This window comes from Sulfurovum sp., assembly GCA_020525365.1.
Classification (GTDB): Bacteria; Campylobacterota; Campylobacteria; order Campylobacterales; family Sulfurovaceae; genus Sulfurovum.
On the sequence record JAIZOF010000001.1, the window covers coordinates 1,122,820 to 1,141,149 of the forward strand.

The 18,330-nt window shown below is 37.2% G+C and carries 16 protein-coding genes; 13 read left to right on the forward strand and 3 right to left on the reverse strand.

Features of this window, described 5'->3' with window-relative positions; all coding sequences use genetic code 11:
* Nucleotides 1-78 precede the first annotated feature (78 nt).
* The gene (locus LGB01_05615) at nt 79-1,377 is read left to right on the forward strand and encodes an adenosylmethionine--8-amino-7-oxononanoate transaminase (protein MCB4753676.1); all 1,299 of its coding nucleotides are present in this window, start codon (nt 79-81) and stop codon (nt 1,375-1,377) included.
* A gap of 9 nt (nt 1,378-1,386) precedes the next feature.
* Here the strand turns inward: LGB01_05615 and LGB01_05620 are convergent, their stop codons facing one another.
* Together LGB01_05620 and LGB01_05625 are read right to left on the reverse strand one after the other, a co-directional pair.
* Nucleotides 1,387-2,361, reverse strand: a complete 975-nt coding sequence (locus LGB01_05620) for a hypothetical protein (GenBank protein MCB4753677.1) — start codon at nt 2,359-2,361, stop codon at nt 1,387-1,389.
* A gap of 79 nt (nt 2,362-2,440) precedes the next feature.
* A complete protein-coding gene (locus tag LGB01_05625) occupies nt 2,441-3,013 on the reverse strand; it encodes a class II aldolase and adducin N-terminal domain-containing protein (protein MCB4753678.1) in 573 nt (190 codons plus the stop codon).
* Between the two features lie 113 nt (nt 3,014-3,126).
* Here LGB01_05625 and rsmH point away from each other — a divergent pair, with 113 nt between their 5' ends.
* The 11 genes from rsmH (at nt 3,127) to LGB01_05680 (ending at nt 16,732) form a co-directional block, all read left to right on the forward strand.
* The gene (gene rsmH / locus LGB01_05630) at nt 3,127-4,056 is read left to right on the forward strand and encodes a 16S rRNA (cytosine(1402)-N(4))-methyltransferase RsmH (GenBank protein MCB4753679.1); all 930 of its coding nucleotides are present in this window, start codon (nt 3,127-3,129) and stop codon (nt 4,054-4,056) included.
* The gene (locus tag LGB01_05635; protein ID MCB4753680.1) at nt 4,049-4,315 is read left to right on the forward strand and encodes a hypothetical protein; all 267 of its coding nucleotides are present in this window, start codon (nt 4,049-4,051) and stop codon (nt 4,313-4,315) included. Before rsmH ends, LGB01_05635 begins: the two co-directional genes overlap by 8 nt.
* Nucleotides 4,316-4,324: 9 nt before the next feature.
* On the forward strand, nt 4,325-7,453 hold the full coding sequence (locus LGB01_05640) for an efflux RND transporter permease subunit (protein MCB4753681.1): 3,129 nt from the start codon (nt 4,325-4,327) through the stop codon (nt 7,451-7,453).
* 50 nt (nt 7,454-7,503) lie between these two features.
* Entirely contained in the window at nt 7,504-8,400 is an 897-nt protein-coding gene (locus LGB01_05645; protein ID MCB4753682.1) for a polyprenyl synthetase family protein, read from the forward strand.
* Entirely contained in the window at nt 8,400-9,707 is a 1,308-nt protein-coding gene (gene hemA / locus LGB01_05650) for a glutamyl-tRNA reductase (protein MCB4753683.1), read from the forward strand. Before LGB01_05645 ends, hemA begins: the two co-directional genes overlap by 1 nt.
* Entirely contained in the window at nt 9,704-11,416 is a 1,713-nt protein-coding gene (locus tag LGB01_05655; protein ID MCB4753684.1) for a proline--tRNA ligase, read from the forward strand. The genes hemA and LGB01_05655 overlap by 4 nt, the downstream gene beginning before the upstream one ends.
* Complete coding sequence (locus tag LGB01_05660) at nt 11,407-11,844, forward strand: FxsA family protein (protein MCB4753685.1); 438 nt, start codon at nt 11,407-11,409, stop codon at nt 11,842-11,844. The genes LGB01_05655 and LGB01_05660 overlap by 10 nt, the downstream gene beginning before the upstream one ends.
* Before the next feature lie 49 nt (nt 11,845-11,893).
* Nucleotides 11,894-12,616, forward strand: coding sequence for a thioredoxin domain-containing protein (locus LGB01_05665; GenBank protein ID MCB4753686.1), 723 nt, complete (start codon nt 11,894-11,896; stop codon nt 12,614-12,616).
* Between the two features lie 141 nt (nt 12,617-12,757).
* Nucleotides 12,758-13,711 carry a hydroxymethylbilane synthase gene (gene hemC, locus LGB01_05670; protein MCB4753687.1) on the forward strand — a complete coding sequence of 318 codons (954 nt, stop codon included), beginning with the start codon at nt 12,758-12,760 and terminating at the stop codon, nt 13,709-13,711.
* Nucleotides 13,712-13,919: 208 nt separating this feature from the next.
* A complete protein-coding gene (locus LGB01_05675) occupies nt 13,920-14,495 on the forward strand; it encodes a class I SAM-dependent methyltransferase (protein MCB4753688.1) in 576 nt (191 codons plus the stop codon).
* A gap of 464 nt (nt 14,496-14,959) precedes the next feature.
* Nucleotides 14,960-16,732: a beta-lactamase family protein gene (locus tag LGB01_05680; GenBank protein MCB4753689.1), complete on the forward strand. Its 1,773-nt coding sequence runs from the start codon at nt 14,960-14,962 to the stop codon at nt 16,730-16,732.
* A gap of 33 nt (nt 16,733-16,765) precedes the next feature.
* On the opposite strand, the gene LGB01_05685 is transcribed toward LGB01_05680, so the two are convergent.
* Nucleotides 16,766-17,083: a hypothetical protein gene (locus tag LGB01_05685; GenBank protein ID MCB4753690.1), complete on the reverse strand. Its 318-nt coding sequence runs from the start codon at nt 17,081-17,083 to the stop codon at nt 16,766-16,768.
* A gap of 53 nt (nt 17,084-17,136) precedes the next feature.
* Between LGB01_05685 and LGB01_05690 the strand changes: the two genes are divergently transcribed.
* The gene (locus tag LGB01_05690; protein ID MCB4753691.1) at nt 17,137-18,330 is read left to right on the forward strand and encodes a tetrahydrodipicolinate N-succinyltransferase N-terminal domain-containing protein; all 1,194 of its coding nucleotides are present in this window, start codon (nt 17,137-17,139) and stop codon (nt 18,328-18,330) included.

The window sequence follows — 18,330 nt, forward strand, 5'->3', positions numbered from 1 at the left end:
TATAATATTCTATTCAACTTGTGATTAATACTAACTTGAATAAAAGGACAATCTTTGCCAGCAAGAAGCAACAGCACCATGATGCAACGTGACCTAGAGGTGATATGGCACCCCTGCACACAGATGAAAGATCATGAAACCTTACCCTTGATTCCTATAAAATCAGGTAGAGGTGTCTACCTTTATGATTTTGAAGGCAATAGTTATATTGATGCTATTAGTTCTTGGTGGGTTAATCTATTTGGGCATGCTAACCCTGCAATCAATACAAAAGTGAAGAAGCAACTAGATACACTTGAACATGTACTTTTGGCTGGTTTTACGCATGAGCCAGCAGTAGAGCTTGCACATAGATTGGTTAGCATTACACCTCATGGATTAAAGAAAGTTTTTTATGTTGACAATGGCTCAAGTGCAGTTGAGGCAGCACTAAAGATGAGCTATCACTACCATCGTAATAAAGGTAGATCTAAATCACTTTTTTTATCGTTGACAAATTCCTATCATGGTGAGACCATTGGAGCACTCTCCGTTGGAGATGTGGCACTTTATAAAGAGACATATGAGCCACTCCTTATTGCCAATAAACAGGTACCAGTACCTAAAAATCAAAGCCAAGAGGCAGCAGCTGAAGCACTAGAGGTGCTTCAGTGGGTACTACAAACACAGGGAGAAGAGGTTGCTGCTTTGATTGTGGAGCCACTGATACAAGGTGCAGGTGGTATGCATATGTATCATCCCGACTATCTTGTAGGAGCATGGGAGTTGACACAAAAGTATGATGTTCATCTGATTGCAGATGAGATTATGACTGGTTTTGGACGTACGGGAAAAATGTTTGCTTGCGAACATGCAGATATATCGCCTGATTTTATGACACTCTCAAAAGGGCTGACAGGTGGCTATTTACCACTCTCTGTTGTTATGACAACCAATGAGGTTTATGGGGCATTCTATTGTGACTACAATGAACACAAAGCATTTCTTCATTCTCATAGCTATACAGGAAATCCTTTGGCATGCGGTGCAGCATTGGCAACACTTGATATTTTTGAAGAAGAAGATGTCTTATGTCAAAATAGAAAAAAAAGTGCCTATATTGCCCAAAAGTTAAAGCATTTTCACTCATTGAAGTACGTCAAAGAAATTAGACAACAGGGAATGATTGTTGCGGTTGAATTAAAAGAGTATGACCCCAAAGTACGTATTGGGTTAAAAATATATCGTTATGGGTTGGAAAATGGGGTTTTATTAAGACCACTTGGGAATGTGATTTATTTCATGCCCCCCTATATCATTACAGAGCAGGAGATTGACAAGATGCTAGATGTAGCATTTGAGGGAATCAGAAAGTTAGACATGAAAGTAAAGATATAATTCTAAATACTAAAACAATTTACTTAAAAATCCCTTATTGGCTTTATGTAGACGTGTATAATGAGGATAGGCACGTTCTATACCAAGTTTCATTGCTTTATTGTAGAGTATTTCTGCTTGTTTTTTATCTTTTTCGATACCGATACCATATTCATACATCTGTCCAAGGTCACACATTGCTTCACCATAATCATCATCTATGGCAAGGTGGTTGATTAGCACAAAGGCTTCTGAAAGGTTCTGTTGGAGAATATCGCCCTTAAAGAGGGAACGTGCTAGCATTAGCTGAGCAAATTTGGAGTGAGTGGCTGCAGAAATAAGCAAAAGCTGTGCTGCTTCTTCTTTTCTATCTGTTCTGGCAAGATCGCCTATATATGTAATTACCTCTTCTATCTCTTTTTCTGTATAGCCTTCATTGCTAATTTTTAGAAGCCATGTATTTGCAGAAGGGTAGTACTCTTGGGATACCTCAATTGGAGGATATTGTGCTATCATATCTTCTAGTTTCTGTTCAATATAGGGAATAGCTTCATAGTTTTTATCTGTCTCCTCCTCCTCTTTTTGCTTAGCAGATACTGCAATAATCTTTTCCCCATCTTTAAGAAGATTCTCAATACTATCTAAAGAGTGAATGGTTTTTGGTAAAAGTTCATCTGTATCAGTCTCCTTGACTGTTGCTTGCCTCAAAATATCTGAATCTTCTTTATCGACTGTATCTTGTATTGAAATATCTGTATCTTCTTCGTCTGTTGATTCAAGGTCTGAAATACGTTGATGTATCTCTTTGTGAGAGGTTTCATTGTAATCTGAAATGAGTGTTTGGGTTTGTGCATAGTTCTTTGCTTGAAGCTCCTTAATAATTCTCTGTATCTTCTTATCACTCTTAAGCAGATAGAGTTTTTGTGTTTGAAGTTGAATTGTTTCAGTATCTCCAATAGAGATAGCTAAGCTAATGATATTTAAACGCTTTTGAGTTTGGTTCATGCACTTAATCCCCTGAGAGTATAATGGGTTAAGTATAGCATATGCTTGCTTTATAAAAATTAAGTATATGCTATTGAAACTAAAGATCAGTACTAAGTGCCAGTAGACGGCAAGAGTTCTCCAATATAGCAATTTTTTTAGCCATTTCAGTGATGTCTCTGTCGTAGGCTATTAGCCCAAACCCTTTTATGAGAAGTAGATGCGTATCGTATTTTTGAAAAAACTTAGAGATTTCATAGGGTGCTCGCTCTATCCAGTTGCTAAACTGTTGTGGGTCATAGACGACAACCTCTCCAAGTATCTGTTGCCCATAATAGTCTTGAGGAAAAACATTACTATGTTTGAGGGACAAAGCTGTAGCATAAGGTGGCATAGTATAACTGATATATTTTGCATTAGAAATACTTTCGTATATATGCTCATGGATATATACATCACTGTTAGCAAGACTCCATCGATAGTCACGCTTTTGGCAATCAAGTTGCACAAGAGATGATTTGGTTACTTTATTAAGGATGGTATCTTTGGAATTAATAATGAAGCTATTGGTAGTAACACGTGCTGAAATGGAGCCATGATAAACCCCAAAAAAATTTTTTTCAAAAAGAGAGTGAGAGATACGTTGTATCTCACTAATGAGATATCTGTCCATAATTTTGACAACCTTTGTTAGGATTATTTAGGTATTATAACAGTAATATTTAGTTAATAACGAATAGTACAAGAAAGCATTACATGATAACTTTTGTATAAAAAAGGAAATACGTGGAGAGTCCACATATACCGGTATTATTGAATGAGGTTCTAAAAAATTTTGAGGAAACTCCAGAGGGGTACTTTGTTGATTGTACTCTTGGATATGCTGGACATAGTAGTGCAATATTAAAGTACTATTCTCATTTGAAACATATTGGTATTGATCGAGATGATGAGGCGCTTGCTTTCTCAAAGAAGAGACTCCATCTCTTTTCTGATCGTAGCAGACTCTACAAGGGAACCTTCAGTATGGTACTTCCAACACTAAGAGAAAAGCCTATTACGGCACTTTTGGCTGATTTTGGTGTCTCTTCGTTGCAACTTGACAAGAAAGAGAGGGGCTTCTCTTTTGATTCAGAGATGCTTGATATGCGTATGGATACTTCTGCGTCATTAAGTGCCTATGAGGTGATCAATCATTATAAGAGGGAAAAATTAGAGTATATATTTAATCAGTATGGGGAAGTACGCTCTTATAAAAAACTTGCTGGTACCATTGTAGAGGCACGTACCAAGAAACCTATTGAAAGTGCAAAAGAGCTGAGTCGTATCATAGAGAAGGTAATACCTAGAGGAGGCAAGATACACCCTGCAACTCTACCATTTCAGGCAATCCGTATAGAAGTAAACAATGAACTTGGTGAAATTGAAGGTCTTCTTGATGCAATAGAGACAAAACATTTTCCTGGTGAAGTGATCTCACTTATCTCCTTTCATTCACTTGAAGATAGGTTAGTAAAGAACCGATTTAAGAAGTGGTCAACAGAGTGTATATGTGATTCGCATGCAATTCGTTGTACTTGTGGAAAAAATCATGCGTTAGGGAAAATACTTTCTCGAAAACCTGTCACTGCTTCAAAGGAGGAGTTGAGAAATAATCCTAGAAGCCATTCAGCGAAACTAAGAAGCTTTAGGTTTAAGGATAGAAATAATGCATGAAAAACAGAGAAAAAGAGTTCCAAATGGTATTACATTTGGTATGTTTGGCACCATTTTGATGACAATGATAATTGTATTAGTGCTTACGCTACTAAAGATATACCTGAGTAATCAAATCTATTATGAAAGCAAAAAAGTCAACAAGATATATCGTCAGGTAGAGGCACTTAAAGCAGAAAAGGAAATACTGCAACAGAATGTAGAAGCCTTAAAGTTCAAAAATCGTGTCACCGATACAATTTTTGTTATTGAAGAGTAGGTAGGTATTATGAAAGGATTTATTAAGTTTGCTATTGATAGACCTATGCTTAACCATACACTTATGGTCTTTATGCTTCTGTTGGCTGTTTTTGCCTATCGAAATATTGCCAAAGAGATATTTCCCGCCTCTACACTCGATGAGATTTCAATTACTGGAGGTTATGTTGGTGCTAGTGCTGATGTGTTAGATAAAATGGTTGTAAAGCAGATAGAGGATAAACTTAAAAGTCTCTCTGAGATTGATACTATCTATACAACCATTCAAAATGGTCTATTTTCTATTAGGGCTGACATTGGGCCAAACAATAATAAGCAATTGGTACTTTCAAGTGTAAAGGATATTATTGCCAATACAAGACATGATTTTCCTTCTGATATGGTTGAGCCTGTGGCAAGGATTGTGATACACGACTATCCATTATTGCTTGTTGCCATATCTGGCGATGTGTCTAAAAAAAGATTGCTCGATGTGGCAGATGACCTTAAAGGAGAATTGGCACTCATTAAAGAGCTTAGTGGCATTATTGTTCGAGGAGATGCCAATAATGAAGTACTTATTACCTTTGATCAAGAAAAACTTGATGCCTATGAGTTAAGCAATCAAGCTGCTTATGAAGCTATTAGTCAAATTTCATCTATTGTACCGGCTGGGAAAATAGATGAGACAGGAAACCACCTATATCTCTCTACAATTAATGGTGAAAAGACAGCAAAAGCAATTGGAGATACACTTATTGGTATTAATGGGAAACATATTAGATTAAAAGATATTGCCACCGTAAAGGTAGGACTGGGTGACCCTGTACAAATTTCTCATTTTAATGGAAAGCCAAATATCTCTTTGAATCTCCAAAAAACCAAAGAGGGAAATGCAATTACTTTGAGTAAAGAGATAAAAAAGATACTTAGACGATATAAAAAAGTATACCCAGACATCTCTTTTTCTACCTACACTGACACCTCGGTATGGATTAAGAATCGTCTCAATCTTATCTCCTCTAATATTCTTTTTGGACTTATTTTAGTCTTCTTGGCACTTTTTCTTTCAGTTAATATTCGTATTGCATGGGTGGTTGCTATTGGTATTCCTACTTCATTTTTTATTGCACTCATTGCGGCAAATATGATTGGTTATTCACTCAATATGTTGACATTACTTGGGGCACTGATTGCGTTAGGCATGTTGGTAGATGAGGCAATTGTTGTTGCAGAGAATATCTATCGTCATCTTGAGATGGGAAAAAGTCCCAAAGAGGCAGCAATAGATGGAGCAACAGAGATGTTTCCTGCAGTACTAACTGCAACACTCACGACAGTCTTTGCTTTTTTGCCACTACTCATTATGAGTGGAAAAATGGGTATGTTTATGCAGGTACTGCCAGTGATGATCTCTATTTTATTATTAAGTTCACTCTTTGAAGCATTCTATTTCCTGCCACTGCATGCCAAAGAGTTTTTTAATATTGGAAATATGAATAATCTTAATAAAAAGAAAGGTTTTTGGAAACAGTTTGTTGATGGCTATAAAGCACTTCTTGCACGGTTGCTATATACCAAATGGAAGTCACTATTTTTATTGGTACTTTTTATTGTATTTGCTACTATTGGAATCGTAAAGGTCACTAGGTTTCAGCTCTTTCCTGAGTTTGATGCACAGCAGGTTTATATTAGTGGAAAGATAAATATTAATCATAATCTTTATGAGACAGAAGCTTATATTGTTCGTATAGAGAAGAAACTTCTCAAAATACTAAATAAAAATGATGTTGATTCTATAACATCCGTTATTGGTTTTAAATTTAACCCAGACTCCAGTTTTGAAACTGGGGACAATCTTTTTCAGATATTTGTTAACCTGCATGAAAAGACACCAGAGAGCTTTTTTGGTAAATATATCAACCCTCTACTTTCTTTAGAGTATGATGATAGCGATATGATTCGAAAGCGCAAAGCACAGGAGATTGCAAAAGAGATTCAAAAAGAGGTCATAGATCCACTTAAAAAGAGAATAGTTGATGGAAAACTACTTTATGAGGAGTTTAATGTCTATGTCCAACAAGCAGGAATTGTTAGTCATGATATTGAGATAGGCTTCAGTGCAGACAGCTCTAAAAAAATGCTTGATGCGCTCCATACTGTAGAACAAAACCTTTCTAGCATGGATGGTGTAGAAGATGTCTTCACCAATGCCAACGAAGGAGAGCGTGAGTTAAAATTGAGAGTAAATGTGTATGGACAACAACTTGGTTTTACGGAGACCTATGTTGTCAATACGCTTCGTGGTGCTTTTTTAAAAAAGAAACAAGCTAAGATGTTTAATAGTGAAGGCTTGATGCATATCAAGATAGAAGATGTTTCTAAAAAGAGTAGTAAGGATATAGCAAATTTTAGACTAACGACTCCAGACAAGAAACAGGCAGTACGACTTGGTGATATTTGTGATTTTTACTACCAAAAGAGTTTTGTTAAAATATTTAAAGAAGATGGAGACAAAGTACGATCTCTCTTTGCCCATATCAATAAGCAGATAGCCACACCTACAGAGATCATGATGAAACTCTCCTCTGTCCTTAAAAAAGTGGAGAAAAATGGTGTTAAGGTGATTATCAAAGGAGAAGAGAAAGAGAATAAAAAACTACAAAAAGAGATGATACAAGCAGCAATGATCGCCACTTTTCTCATTTTTATCATACTGGTGTGGATGTTTGACTCTTTGGTTTTTCCCTTGCTTATTCTCTCTACAATTCCACTTTCAATTCTAGGAGCACTCACAGGAACAAAACTGATGGGAATTCATATGACGCTTCCTGGGGTAATGGGTATTATTGGTTTGGCGGGTGTGGTAGTAAATGATGGATTGATTATGCTCGATTTTATTAAAAATAGTAGAGATTATGACACATTGGTGCAAAAAGCTGGTATGCGGTTACGTCCGATTATTCTGACTTCTGTGACAACCGTTTTGGGACTCTCTTCATTGATTTTCTTTGCCAGTGGTCAAGCACTTATTCTTCAACCAATGGCAATCTCTCTTGGTTTTGGTGTTGCATGGGGGACAGTACTCAATCTTTTCTATGTACCGTTGATGTATGCTGTTATCTATAAGGTTTCGGCAAAGAGTACAATGGAACGTTAGCGAATTTTAGTTATAATTATCTGCTTAAATATTACCACAAAAGGGTATAGATGCTCAATGCTGTTGAGAGAAAGATTAGTCAGTTTATTATAGAGCTTGATGATAAAGAGGTTACAGCGCTTTATATGAGCCTTCCTCATGGAAAACGTCTGCGTGCCAAGCTTATTTTAAACATAGCAGGTGGTTCACTGTCTGTCATTAAAACAGCTGCAGTAGTAGAGATGATTCATGCGGCAAGCTTGTTGCATGATGATGTAATCGATAATGCCAATATGCGTCGTGCCAAACCTTCACTCAATGCTATTTATGGCAACAAAACAGCCATTATGTTTGGTGATATTCTCTACTCTAAGGGTTTTTTTGAACTCAATAACATTTCACCTAAAATAGCAAAACTCATCTCCAATGCTGTTACGCAGTTGAGTCTTGGAGAGCTTAAAGATGTTTCACTTTCAAAAACATTTAATACCAATAAAGATATCTATTTTGAAATGATCTACCAGAAGACAGCCTCACTCATAGAGGCAAGTGCAGGAGCAGCTGCAGTGTTGGCAGGTAAACCTGAAGAGCCTTTTATGACCTATGGTCGTAATCTTGGTTTGGCATTTCAAATGATCGATGATCTACTTGATATTACACAAGATAGCACCATACTTGGCAAACCGGCACTACATGATTTTGTGGAAGGGAAGACAACACTGCCCTATATTTACCTGTATGAAGTACTCGATGAAGCAGGAAAAGAGAAGCTCCAGAAGATGCATGCACGATCGCTGAAGAAAGAAGAGCTTGACTGGCTAAAAAGAGAGTTTGAGACCCATCAAATACTCTCTAGATGCTACACACAGGCAAAAACACTTATTGATGAAGCGGTCGAGTCAATGTATCAATTGGGAGAAGATACACTTTGTAAGATTGCAATAGAAATGATAGACAGGGAGTTTTAGTGTACTATCAGGCAGTCAGTTTTTCACACAAAAATTGTGATTTTGCAATGCGAGAACATCTTACCTTCTCCAATAATGAGGAGATGCAAATTTTTCTTGAGCATCTTACACAATTTGAATTTATCCATGAAGCATTTGTAATTTCTACCTGCAATCGTGTGGAAGTGGTACTTGCTACCCGTGATAATTTTGCCAGCTTTCATTCAGTTTTGGGTCTAATGGCACAAAAAAGTCAGTTAAATTTTTATGATCTAAAGCGTACTGTGAAGCGTTATGATGACGAAGAGGCAATAGAGCATATTTTTTCAGTAGTCTCTTCTCTTGATTCATTGGTAATAGGAGAGTCTCAGATTACCGGACAGGTCAAGGATGCATTTAAATTTTCCTTTCAAAATGGTACAGCGGGTCGAAAACTCAATCGTGTTGTCTCCTATGCAGTCAAATGTGCTGCCAAAGTGCGTAATGTTACCAATATTTCTCAAAACCCTATCTCTATTGCCTCTGTTGCTGTTGCACAGGCACATAAAATACTCAATGATAATATACAGGGCATGAAGGGCATCGTGGTAGGTGCTGGTGAAATGGGCATACTTGCTACTAGACATTTGCTAAGGGTTGGATGTGATGTTGTGCTTATTGGTCGCAACATTGAAAAGGTGAAAAGGGTAGCAGAGTCACTTGGAGAGAATGTGAAGGCAGATACAATGGAAAACCTTCCAAAGTATATCAATCGATACCGCCTTCTCTTCTCTGCCACCTCTTCTCTTGAACCAGTTATTACACAAGAGCTTATAGAGAATGAAACACTGTCTAGGCACTGGTTTGATATGGCGATCCCTAGAGATATTGCCGACATAGACCTTCCAAAATTACAACTTTTCCGCATAGATGATCTACGTTCAATTTCTGATGAGAACCATGCTATGCGTCAGGAGCAAGCAATACGGGCACAGGAGATTGTACAAAAATATACAGATGAATTTTATACATGGCTAAGAGCCCTCTCCGTTGAGCCAGTTATTAAACAAATGAGGGAGCATGTCTCTGTTGCTATTGAAAAGGAGATACAGCGGGCACTGAAAAAAGGTTTTATTCCCAAAGAGTATGAAGTCAATATGCGCAAGATGGCACAGCAGATGTTTAATAGATTTCTACATGATCCAACCCAGAATTTACGCAAGTCATCAACTGAGAAGAAGAGTGCCAATTGCATAGAAGAGATTAAGAAGATATTCAATATTGATACTGAGCATATTGATTTTAAACAGTATAAAAATGACCACCATGCTAAAGGATACGACACGTGAGATTTTCCAAATTATTAATATCTACCACCAAAGAGACTCCCAGTGATGCAATACTTTCAAGCCATATTTTTCTTATTCGTGCAGGCTTTATTCAATCAGTTGGCGGTAGTGGGCTCTACAACTTTTTACCACTAGGCAAACGTGTACTTGACAAGGTACGCAATATTGTTAAAGAAGAGCTTGATAGGGCAGGTTGCCAAGAAGTAGGTCTTTCGTTTGTTACCCCTGCACAATTATGGCAGGAAAGTGGACGTTTTGAGAAGTATGGCAAGGAACTATTGCGCTTTAAAGACAGAAAAGAGAATCACTTTGTACTAGGACCAACCCATGAGGAGATGATGGTCAACTTGGTACGTCAAAGTGTCAAAAGCTATAAGCAACTGCCACTCAATCTCTACCAAATAAACCTCAAATTTCGTGATGAAATACGTCCTCGTTTTGGGTTAATGCGTGGCCGTGAGTTTCTTATGAAGGATGGTTATAGTTTTCATGATTCGCAAAAAGATATGAAGCGAGAGTTTGACTTGATGGAAGAGACCTACAAAAAGATATTTGACCGTCTAGGGTTAACATTTCGTGTGGTTGAAGCCGACTCAGGTGCTATTGGCGGTAGTGGCTCTAAAGAGTTCATGGTACTTGCAGATAGCGGAGAGGATACTATTGTTATTTGTAATAGTTGTGATTATGGTGCAAATATTGAAGCAGCAGTATGCAAAAAGCAAGTGTGTGAGGCACCTATACCGACACTGGAAAATGAAAAGGTTCATACTCCCGATACAACAACCATAGAGGCTTTGGCAGATTTTTTTAAGGTATCTTCTTATTATTTGGTCAAAACAGTTGCCATGAGAGCAATGTATAATGAAGGTAAAAGTAAAATAGTTCTCTTTGCACTCAGAGGTTCTGATGAGTTACAGGAGGTAAAAGCCTGCAACGCTGTTGATGCAAATAATCTGGTTGACGTAAATGAAGAGGAGTTAACAGAAGTAGGGTTGGTTGCTGGCTATATGAGTCCTCTTAATGTATCAAAAGATGTACACGTGGTGCTTGATGAGAGACTTAAGGGTGCGATGAATATGATTTGTGGTGCCAATGAGAGAGGGTATCATTTAACGGGGGTGTCATTTGAGGGTATTGAAGCAAATTTTTCCGATCTTGTTGCTGTGCAAGAGGATGATACCTGTGTTAAGTGTGATGGTAAACTACGTTACAGCAAAGGAATTGAAGTAGGACATATTTTTCAACTTGGCACTCGCTATTCTGAACCACTTGGATGTACTTTTCTCAATGAGCATGGCAAGGTGAAACCGATGGAGATGGGTACCTATGGGATTGGTGTGAGTCGGCTTTTAGCTGCCATTATTGAACAGCATCATGATGAAAAAGGGTGCATCTGGACAGAGGCATCTGCACCGTTTCATTTACATATTATTGTTTCAAACATTAAAGACGAAACACAGTTGGCATTGGGCGAGAAACTCTATGAGGCAATGCAAGCAAAGGGTGTTGAGGTACTTTTTGATGACAGAAAAGATCGTTTTGGTGTAAAAATGAAAGACTATGAGCTTATTGGGATTCCTAATGCTGTGGTTATTGGAAAAAAACTTTCTGATGGTTTTGTAGAGTTTATCACCCGTGATGGATTGGTCAAAGAAGAGATTGTGGCTGATGAGATTGTGACTACAATAGAAGAGAAGTTATGCTCTTAGTTGTATTGATTCCCTATCTCTTTTTAGAGATTTATATTTCCTTAGATATGCTTGAGAAAATTGGCGCATTTTGGGCAACCATTTGGACAATTGCAACCATCATGATTGGTTCGGGACTTTTAAAGAATTCTCCTTATGCAATTATGGGCAATATGTACTCTTTGCAAATGGGGAAGCTTGACTTTCAAAAGTTTCAAAATACGACCACATTTTATTTTTTTGGGGCGATTTTACTGATTATTCCTGGGGTATTTAGTGATTTTTTAGGCATTATTGCACTACTTTATATAGTTTATTTACAATTTATTGCTACAATTACTCCCGAGAAATCAAATATATACCAAAATCAAAAAGGAGATGATGATGTCATTGATGTCGAAATTGTTAACGAGTACACTAATAGCCACGATTGCATTAAACGCAAGTAGTGCAATTCCAAGTAATAAAACACTTGTTGAATATGTGAAGAGAAATATAGTGAAAAATCCAGATGTAAATGTAAGTGGTGTTAAGGTTCTTGAGACTGTCACTAGAAAAGGTCTTCCAGGGTGGACTGTTTTGTTAACAACAATAAATCTATCTTACAAGAAGAAGAAAATAGATATTCCTGAGCCCATGTTTATAAAAAATGGGCTCATTACGGGAAGTCTATTTAGACTAAAAGATGGCTATAGCTATCGTGACAATATTAAGCCGCATGTACAAGACGATATGTATAATGATGCTCATTTGCTTTTTGGAAACAAAAATGCAAAACATAAACTTGTTGTCTTTTCTGACCCTATGTGTCCATTCTGTCGAAAGATTGTACCCGATATTATAAAGGCAGCAAAGAAGCATCCTAATAGAATTGCACTCTACTACTACCATATGCCTCTATTGCAACTTCATCCTGTTTCAGGTGCATTGACAGCAATTATGCATGAAGCACAAAAAGAGGGCAAAACAGATGTAGTTGAAAAAATGTATACAATTGGAATTGATGCTAAGGAAACTGATCTGAAAAAGATTATTGCTGCTGTTAAAAAACATACTGGTTATGAGATTACAGAAGAAAAACTAAAAAGTAAAGAGCTTTTTGAGGCAATGAAAACAGATATGGATGTATCCATGAAAATGATGGTTGGTGGTACGCCAGCTATCTATGTTGATGGTGAATGGGATAGAGAGAAAGATAAGTACAAGAGACTCATTAAGTGAGTTTCTTGCTACCAAGATTTATTTTTTTCTGTTTTATATGAGGGTAGGTTCGTGCCTACCGTATAAAATAGGTAGATTATCTATTGTGCCCAAAGGCAATATCTTATTGAATAGAGAAAAGTGAATTAAAAAGGAAATGGTGTGGAGAAGCTGGTCATAGCAACAAGAGAGAGTGCATTGGCGCTTTGGCAAGCATACCATATTAAACAAAGAGTAGAAAAAGCATTTCCAAAAGTGAAGGTGATACTTAACAAGATGACCTCCAAAGGAGATCAGATCCTTGACAAACCACTGGCACTGATTGGTGGGAAAGGGCACTTTACCAAAGAGCTTGAAGATGCGATGCTCTTAGGTGAGGCAGATATGGCGGTACATTCTCTCAAAGATGTACCAACCTACATTCCTGAAGGTTTAGCGTTGTGTGCAATTACACAACGTCAAGATCAGAGTGACGTACTGCTGTCACATATCTATGCTTCTTTGGATGACCTTCCTCAGGGTGCCACAGTGGGAACAACTAGCCTTAGGAGACGCATGCAGCTTCTGGAGCATCGTCCCGACCTTAAAGTTAAAGAGCTTAGAGGCAATGTCAATACACGTCTTCGTAAACTTAAAGAGGGGCAGTATGATGCAATCATCCTTGCCTATATTGGGCTACACAGACTTGATTTACTCAAAGATATTCCCCATGTACAAAAGCTAGACTTTTTTATTCCTCCCATGGGGCAGGCAGCACTAGGCATAGAGATTGTAGCAAACAATGATAGGGTTAGAGAGATTGCTATGTCTCTTAATGATGAAGATACTTTTAGAGCTACGAAGATAGAGAGAGATTTTGTTGCTGCCATTGGGGCAGGGTGTTCTGCGCCTGTAGCCGTGAATGCTAAAATCAATGATGAAAATGTTACTGTCAAGGCAATGCTTGGCTACCCAGACGGTACACATATTATACATAAAGAGTTGAATGCAAAGGTGAATGCGTGTGAGACACTAGGCAAGGAGCTTGCGACTATGATGATAGAGGAGGGTGCGCTCAATATCCTCGAAAAAGCAGAGTCTATTGCCTTTAAAGATGAGATGCCGGAGAGGCTATAGAGGTTACTCTTCTATGGTATCTATTTGGTATCTTGCGTGTAGCTTTAGGGTTGCCGTCTATGGTTGTGCTATTTTGTAGTGTATTTTGTCCTCTATTTGGCTACCACTAAACCAAAGGAGAGCAAAATGAAACAACCATCATTTACCGTACATTTCAATATATTATTGGTGCTGTAAAGGTACAACACCCTACACAAAAAGAAAGAAAATGAAAAAGATAAAACAAATTATAAAGAACATAGAAAAAGAGACAAAAGCCATAGGCTTTGACCAAATATCAGACAATAAAGTAGGAGAGTTATTGGCTACGTTAATAGCCTCTAAGGCAAGTGCTAAGATAGTAGAATTGGGTACTGGGAGTGGATTATCTACAGCTTGGATAGCCCATGGTATGGATAGTACTAGTCAGTTAATCACGGTAGATACCGAAGAACACTTAGTATCCATAGCACGCAAATACCTAGGTGAAGATAGCCAAATTAGATTTGTAGTTGGTACAGGTGAAAGTGTGATAGATAGTATAAAGCATGAAAGTATAGATATCATTTTTGCTGACACATGGCCAGGAAAATATCACTATGTAGAAGAAGCTTTGTCATTGTTAAAAGTAGGTGGTATGTACATCATAGATGATATGTTACCACAAGAGAATTGGCCAGAGGGACATGATGTAAAAGCAGACGCATTGATAAAATATTTGAAACAAAGAGAAGATTTACAAGTTGTTGAGATGTCATGGTCTACTGGTGTGATAGTGTGTACAAAAATTGCAAGGGACTTCTAAATAAAAAAACTAACAACTGGAGTCCAAAAAACCTACAACAAACATACGGTATTTACATCTAAATTAGTATTACCTGTAGTAGATTTACTAGACCCAAAAGAGGGAGAACAGATTTTAGATGCAAGGCACTATATTCAGTCAGAAAAGCCAAATGTAGCTTTTGGTAAGATGATAAAAAAGATAAAATCATTTAAATGAGAAACTAATATGTCACAAATAATTATGCTATTTTTATTTCCTGTAGTGATGTACTTTTATTTTTTTCAAGAGCGTCCATGCAGACCAATGTACTATAAAGTTTTTGACGATTTTCAAAAGCCTCATATAATGGAGTTTAGAGTATAATCATAAAAAACTAGAGCGTAACATGAACTGGCTTGCACATGTTTTTCTTTCTGAAAATCACACAGAACATCAATTTGGTAATTTGCTCACTGGTCCACTCAAAGGCAAAAAGGACAATAATGAAACCCAAGTGTGAAACAATCAAAAAAATACCTCTCATTGTATCATTAGCTTTTTTGATAGGGTGTACTTCTACGCCTGAGCCAAAACCGTTTCACTCCAAATTAGACAAATATGCTTATGTAAAAACGTATATGCGTTGGTACATCAAAGAGCAGATGGATGATAAAGACCTTGTAGGGCTCTCAGTGGCGCTAGTAGATGACCAAAAGATAGTCTGGTCAGAAGGCTTTGGTTATGCTAACAAATCAAAAGGTATCAAAGCAACACCACAAACACGCTACCGTGCTGGGTCTATTACCGAACTCTTTACCGATATGGCTGTAATGAAGTTGGCAGAAAAGGGTAAAATGAATATAAACAAACCATTTAAAACCTATCTGCCAGCATTTAGCATCAAGAGTCGTTTTGGTTCTACCAATAAAATTACGCCACGAAATATGATGACACATCACTCTGGGCTTCCGGGTGATTGGCTAGATAGAATGTTTTCCCCAAACCCATTGCCTTATACAAAATATGTAAAAGTAATACAAAATGAATATACTGCCTATAAACCCAATACTATTATGAGTTATTCAAATTTAGCTATTACGCTTTTAGGACATAGTGTAGAAAGAGTCAGTGGTATGAAATATGCAAAATATATAAAAAAAATACTCTTCAAGCCTCTTGACATGAAGCATGCTGATTTAAGAATGGTACTTTCAGGAAAAAATGCATCAAAGAGTTATAACAAAGGGAGAGAAGTTGTGGAGTTACCTATTGGTAAAGTTCCAGCAGGAGCACTCAACAGCTCTGTTGAAGATCTTGCGCACTTGGCTATGATGATAAATGCTAATGGGAAATATAAAAAACATCAAGTACTTAAAGCTTCTACCCTCAAAAAGATGCTTACTGTACAAAATAAAAATGTTAAATTGGATGTAGGGAATAAGATAGGTTTGGGGTATTTTATCGATAATACATTATTGGGTAAAAAAGATAAAGTCTATTATCATGGCGGTGTTACAATATCCCAAAATGCTTTCTTTTGTGTAAGCCCACATAGCAAACTAGGTGTAGTCGTAATGTCAAATAACGCAGGTACAGATGCTGAGGATATTGCAAAAAAGTTACTGCAAAAAGCGTGGGAAGCCAAAACAGGCAAAAAGGTAAAAAGAGTGAGGCCTTCAGTTGCTCATGAGTCTGATTTTTTTGGCGTATATGCTACGGTAGCAGGGAGGATTATTTTTAAGGAAAATTCAGATGATACCTATATTGCCTATACAGATGACGGCATGTTTAAGCTTTATAAGGCAAAAAATAATCTGTACAAACTTGTAGGACTTACTTTAATAAATCATAATGTATTTGATGGGGTTAAGCTTTATACTGATATCATAAAAGGACACCGTGTCATCATTGCTTTTTGGAAAGGAAATAAGTTTATAGTAGGAGTGAGAGTAGATAATCTAAAGCCCATACCACATACATGGAGACAATATGTTGGACACTACAAATTAAATAATTTTGAAGTAGGAGGGATAGCGGTAAAAGAGATAGAGCTCAAAATAGAAGATGGATTTATGCTAATGAAGCAGACTTATAGATCGGGTAAAAAAAGTACACATATTATAACCCCTATCAATGACATAGAAGCAATTGTTGAGGGGCTAGGAAAAAATATGCAGGAGACTGTTTGTGTGAAAAATGGTGTTTTTCACACTCAAGGGCTAAGGTTTAAAAAAGTAATAAAACCACCAAAAAAGATAAGATCGTACCGAATGTAGCCTAAAATATCATAATATTTATTTGGTTATTGATTAACCAAATAAATATTGAATAGTTGTATAAAATTCACCGTATTGACCATTGTGGGGTTGGAGATAATAATCTACAAATTTTTTTGCATCTTCTTCTGATATTTCCTCTGAAATAAATGGTTCAATAGCTTTATTTCGTAATTTATTTAATTCATCTATATTTAATTGTAATATTTCTATAGTATCCTCTGAATCTTTATCTGTACCCAAAATATAACCATCTGCCGTATATTTGAATTTTGTTTCGCAATCATTATCTAAAGGTGTAATTGGAAGGTTTTCATTATCTTTACTATTGCCACATAGTACCCAATACACACTAATTTAAATAAAACCAAGTATAATCACCCTAATTTTTACAGGAGTTTTACATGGCACTAGAAGCGATTACATCAACAGATGAGTTCAAAAAATTGGTTACAGAGACAACCTCACAAAAGGGTTACAAAGAACCCATAGCATTTGGTATTGCACGTGTTGATAGAGGTCAAAAGAATGCAGAGAAGGTGCTTCAAGCAAACTTTCCACTAATAAATTGGAAGGAGAATTTTGGTTCTGCAGCAGTCTTTATTTGTGCACTTCAGAAGGCAAAGATTGATGTTGATTTTTCTAGTTCAGAGTTTGTAGCGACCATTAACGATAACTTTATTGCCAATACTATGGCAGCATTTGCTCCCTATATACCAGAAGCAACAGGTGATGCACACAAAAATGTACAGGTTATCAAAACACTCGCTGCCATGGAGGATGTTGGTAAAAACTTCCGTATTGTCTTTTTGTTTGAAGATACCAATCCACAGTCAGTTGAAGCAGTCTATTTGAAACTCTATGCACTGTCACTCAGAAAAGTAAAATTAAGAGAGGTAAACTTAAATGGTGCATTTGGTATTCTTAGTAACGTTGCATGGGTAGGTAATGTGCCTTATGAACTTGACTATCTTAGAGAAAATGAAATTGAGATGAAACTAAATGGTACATATCCAGCCATTGATGCGGTAGATAAATTCCCACGCTTCCTGCAACATATTATCCCCGATGATAATACACGTATTCTTGAAGCCTCCAAAGTACGTATGGGTGCACAACTTGCAGCTGGTACAACGGTTATGCCAGGTGCAAGCTACATTAACTTCAATGCTGGAACACTCGGACCGGTTATGGTTGAAGGGCGCATTAGCTCTTCTGCTATCGTCGGTTCAGGCTCCGATGTGGGTGGAGGTGCAAGTATTCTTGGCGTCTTAAGTGGCACAGATGGTAACCCAATTAGTATTGGAGAAAATACTCTGCTTGGTGCTAACTCTGTTACGGGACTACCACTCGGTGATGGTTGCATTGTTGATGCGGGTTTAACAATCCTAGCAGGTACAAAGATTAAGATTACAACAGAAGAGCTTAAGAAAATTGCAGTAGCCAATCCCACAGTAAAACTAGACAATAAAACAGTATTCAAAGGGGAAGAGCTTCAAGGACTTAATGGTATTCACTACCGTCAGAACTCCACTACTGGTGAGATTATTGCACGCAGAAGTACACGTGAAGTAAAACTCAACAAAGACCTACACTAA